The 5,123-nt window shown below is 37.8% G+C and carries 3 protein-coding genes; all 3 read right to left on the bottom strand.

What is annotated here, in order from left to right; genetic code table 11:
- Positions 1-225 precede the first annotated feature (225 nt).
- The 3 genes from V7068_RS22185 to V7068_RS22175 all read right to left on the bottom strand — a co-directional run bounded on the left by V7068_RS22185 (position 226) and on the right by V7068_RS22175 (position 5,123).
- On the bottom strand, positions 226-2,466 hold the full coding sequence (locus tag V7068_RS22185; protein ID WP_499714588.1) for an AAA domain-containing protein: 2,241 nt from the start codon (positions 2,464-2,466) through the stop codon (positions 226-228).
- Positions 2,467-2,582: 116 nt separating this feature from the next.
- A complete protein-coding gene (pepF, locus tag V7068_RS22180) occupies positions 2,583-4,379 on the bottom strand; it encodes an oligoendopeptidase F (protein WP_499714587.1) in 1,797 nt (598 codons plus the stop codon).
- Positions 4,380-4,481: 102 nt separating this feature from the next.
- Complete coding sequence (locus V7068_RS22175; protein ID WP_499714586.1) at positions 4,482-5,123, bottom strand: FMN-dependent NADH-azoreductase; 642 nt, start codon at positions 5,121-5,123, stop codon at positions 4,482-4,484.

Below are 5,123 nucleotides of genomic sequence, written 5' to 3'. Positions count from 1 at the left end.
ATCATTAAGTATTCTACTGAGGTTTTTTATTAAATATAAATAAATTGAATGTGTTTGGTGGATAGATTGTTTAAATCAGCCAATAAAATCTCAGTTTCAATTAATAAATTGTTGTATCCAATTGATAAACTGACAAAAAATTATATTCTGACGAGGTGAAATTTTAAATATAAAATTTAGAACAAAAAGACGAGCACGTTTGTATGCTCGTCTTTTTTTTTGCACTTATTCCGATACAATCACTTGATTGATAAATTGTTCAGCCATTACAGCTGAATCTAGCCTAGCTGCAATAAACGGTGGCTGCACTCGATTGTTTGCTTCAACAGGAACGCCAAGCCAGACAAATTTTTGATCGATGATGATGAACGGAAATGCAATGGCTGTTAGTATAAAACGATTGGCGGGAAGCTCACGGTTTATTTTGGGTGAAATAAGCGTAATATTCGCTGAACAGTTTTGTAATACCGGCAGCCATTCATCCGGTAATTGAAAAGAATTAGGTAAAGCTACGATGATGTCTCGCTTTGCTGACGTTAAATCATCAAATAGTTTTTCTAATTTTCTTGCATGCATCCATTGTAAACGAGGATGCTGATGCTTGACCCACTGGCCAATTTCATTTGTTTGAACTAGTTGGCGATGCTGTGTTTGATGATCGACTAATTGGCGGATTGTTTTACTGCGATATACAAATTTCTTTACAAAATTGGTATCACATACATGAATAAACTTTCCTTTTGTACGCGTAATCGCTACATTTATTAAACGTTCACTATCTTTTCCCGTCAGTAGTAATCCTGCACGATTTTGCGGATAGCTATCAACCGTATCAAAAATCATCATATCGCGCTCACTGCCTTGAAAACGATGAACAGTGGCTGCAATCAAATCGGCTGTTTGACGCTCCTTTGCATATATATCATTTAATAGCAGTTCCATTAAATCCGCTTGCGCACGATACGGCGTCACATAGCCAATCGAACGAGCACCATCGATATAAGCTTCATGAAGCAGTTGAAAGGAGAGCAGTAATTGCCAAGGATTCACTCGTGAATGAGTCGTTCGCTCTGACACACAATATTCTCCCGAAAAACTCGTATTTAACAAAATAGAAGCTCGATTCATAAAAGGCTCCAGTTCAGCAATTGGCTTTCTACTTTCCTCCGCACTTTTATGGTCACCAACAAAGTCATGATAAATATAATGATTCGTAAAAGCAGAAATTTCCGGATGCATGCGTCGCTGTTCTTTTAAAAGAAATAAATGCGGATGCAGTTCTCCGGCTTCTACAACGGTTGCTACCCCCGAACGATGAAAAACATCTTCCTTTAACCATTGCTTCACAATCGCATCTTTAGCTGCAGCAATAGGCGGCAATTGCTTAAAATCACCGCAAACGATGATATGTTTCGCAAGTGAAGCAGCAAAAGCCACTTGCGGCACATAGGCCATACTTGCTTCATCTAGTAGCACGACATCATATTCTTGCTCGTAAATGGTAGCGTCGGTTGCCGCCTTCGCCAAGGTGGTTCCAATTATTTTCGCTTCTTTTATAAAGCTCATTTCTTTTTGACGAATTTTCTCTAAAATTCTTGCCAGCTTTTTCTCTAATTCAATTAATTGTTCTGAATCGCGTACGCTAAATGAACCGGCCAAATCCTGCTTTAACAGTCGTTTTTCTTCTATTAATTGTTCTTTTTCTTTTAGCAAGCTTGGTTCCTTTTTTTGCAGCAGCTGACCGGAAACGATATCTTCATGCTTCGTTAGACTTTCTCCAATTTGGGTGCCATAACGAAGTACTTCTCCTTCTTGAAATCGACCTTTCTTCTTTACAAAAGCAGAAATTTCCGCCATTAACACATCAACAGCTTGATTGCTATGCGCTAAAATAAGCACCTTTTTCTCTTTTAAATAGTGGTTGGAAGCCACTCGGGCCAGCGTATACGTTTTGCCTGTCCCCGGCGGCCCCCAAACGAATGTAACTGGATTATATTTAGAACGTAAAAACAGTTCTTTTACAGCCGTTTGCCCGCTTTCATTTGGATGCTTCGCTGGCATAGAAGGGTCCATTAATCGCTTAATTCGCAAGCGCTTTTGCTTACTTTTCGCCGCTTCTAGTAAACGGCTTATTAGTTGTTCTAGCAACTCCCACGGATCATGGAAAAGAAATGCTTCACTTATTACATCTCCAAGTGAACGGTCAAATGCTAGAATGATGCTTTTCCCTTCTGAAGATAAAATGCGTCCCTTCTCCTTTATTCCTCCCCACTCCATGCGAACCGAACTGCCTACTGGGATTTTAACAGATATACCTGTTTCAAAATAATACGTATAAGCCTCGCCGCTTGAAAGCTGCTTTCCATTTGAAATTAAATATTTTGTGCTTCCAAACTTTTTCAAATGGAAAATTTCAAGCTGCAGGGCCTCTTGCCATTCTTTAATATATTCTATCGTTGAATTCATCTTTCTCTTCCCTTGGTTTCCTTATAATAGATAAACAGGCTCAATCGAATCGATTGAGCCTGTTTTTCAGACATCTTACTATATCATTTTTCTTAAATTTATACCAACAGGAATTATTACTTTTCCATTAATTCAACAAATTCGTCAACAAGATCATTAAAGATACGTAAAGCATTAGCAATCGGTTCTGGTTTCGTTAAATCAACTCCAGCTTTTTTCAATAATGCAAGAGGCTTGTCGGAGCTTCCACTTTTTAAAAACGTTAAATAATTTTCTAATGCCTCTTTGTCTCCGGACAAAATCGTATCAGCAATAATAATCGCAGATGTATAGCCTGTTGCGTATTTATAAACGTAGAACGGGCGATAAAAATGCGGAATCCGTGTCCAGCCGTATTTGACTTCATCATCAAAAACAAGATCTTCTCCATTGTACGTTCGGAAAATGGACTCATATACCCCATTAAAGACATCCGCATTTAATGGTTCATCTTGCTCCGCTTTTTCATGAACTGTTTTTTCAAACTCTGCAAACATTACTTGTGTAAAGAACGTTCCTTTAAAGCTGTCAATAAAATGATTCAGTAAATGTTTTTTCTTATCGATTTCTTTTGTCGTCTTTAATAAATGACGGATTAATAAAATCTCATTGACCGTTGACGCCACTTCTGCGACAAAAATAGAATAACCAGCTGAAATGCGCGGCTGATGAGTAGAACTAAAATATGAATGCATGCCGTGACCACATTCATGAGCTAACGTGAACACACTATCTAAATCATCGCGATGATTTAATAAAATAAATGGGTGCACGCCATATACCCCAAGGTTATAGGCTCCCGAACGCTTCCCAGGTGTTTCGCGAACATCTAGATAACGATTTTCTTTAAAACTCGCTAATGTTGACGTGTATTCTTCACCAAGCGGCTTTAATGCTTCGAGCATAAGTGCATAGCCTTCTTCATAAGAAATTTCCTCTTTTGCACCTTGTACTAACGGTACACTCAAATCATACGCACGTAACTCATCGACCCCTAATACTTTCTTTCGCAATCGCATATATTTTTTCATTGGAGCTATATTTTGTTTAGTTGACATAATCAAATTATCATAAACTTCTTTCGGTACTTCATCACTAAATAATGATTTTTCTAAAGCAGATGGATAATTTCTTAATCTTGACATATTGACATTATTGCGAATGGCGGCTGCAAGTGTGGAGCCAATCGTGTTTTTCAATTGAACATACGGTTTATAATAAGCTTTATAAGCTTCTTTTCGCTTATCACGATCTTCTTCCTCCATTAACTTCGCATACATACCACGTGTTAATTCTACTTTGTCTCCGGATTCTGTTGTCACATTTCCAAACTTGATATCTGCGTTATTAATCATGCCAAACGTTTTTTGCGGGGCTGACATTGCCTCACCAATTTGAGAAATAACCGCTTCTTGCTCTTTTGTTAAAACATGGGCTTTATATCGATAAGAGTCCCATAAATCTTCTTCAAAATATTCTAACCCTTTCACTTCTGCTATGTAGCTCTTTAAGGTAGATTCCTCCAAACTTAACAAAAAGGGCATAAAAAATGAAGTGGCCTGACTAATTTTTCTCCCTAATTGGCCCGCACGATCCAGCAAAGCTTGCGATTCGCTATTTCTTGTATCTAAATCCGTTTGCAGCATCGCATAAACATACAATTTATTGTATGTACTTCCGAGTTCTTCACTTGCATGAAGGTATTCATATAAATCCTTAGCATTATGAATCGCTCCATCATACGCTTTAAGCGGATCAATGTTCTTTGATACTCGTTCAAAATCCGCTTCCCATTGTTCCTGGCTTTCATAAATATCCGCTAAATTCCACTTTTCTTCTTCTTTTACCTCTTCACGTGTTTTAAACGTTTGCATAGCATCACTCCCTTTCTTGTTCTTCTCTTTATTATAAGCGAACTAAGGAAAAAAACCGCATGAAAAACACCAGTATGTGAGTCGTACTGGTGTTTAACAAAATTAAAACTTGCTTGCTACTTGTGCCACCTTTTCTAAACCCTCTGCAATGATTTCTTGAGCGCGATCTGGATATTGATTGTGCCCTTCAATCACGACTGTTTCTGGACTAGAAATGCCCCAGAAGTTAAGCATTACTTTTACATAATTAACGGCCATCTCTACAGAATTCATTTGTGGAGTAGAATAGTCAGAACCACGTGCATTTAATAAGACTACTTTCTTATCACCCGCTAATCCTACTGGACCTTCTGGGGTATATTTAAATGTTTTCCCTGATTGTGAGAGATAAGAAATATAAGTAATAAGCGGTGCTGGCACGGTAAAATTCCATAAAGGAAAAGCAAACACTACTTTTTCTGCTGCTAAAAATTGATTTAAGTATTGTTCCACTACATCCGCTGCTTTTGCTTCTTCCGCTGTTAATTCTAAGCCTTGGCCGCGTTTATATCCGCCCGAAATCGCAGTATGCCCAAAATAAGGAAGATTAAGTGTGAAAAGATCTAACTCTGTAATATCTTCATTTGGGTTTGCTTCTTTAAATGTGTTAACAAATGTTTCATACATTTTTGTACTAATTGCTTGATCCGCTGGACGGTCATTTGCTTTAATTAATAATACTTTAGACATATTCTGTTCCTCCAC

The organism is Bacillus sp. JJ634 (genome assembly GCF_036962285.1).
GTDB classification, from domain to species: domain Bacteria; phylum Bacillota; class Bacilli; order Bacillales; family DSM-1321; genus Peribacillus; species Peribacillus asahii_A.
The sequence above is the reverse complement of the archived record's forward strand: the minus strand, read 5'-3'. Positions and strand labels throughout refer to the sequence as shown.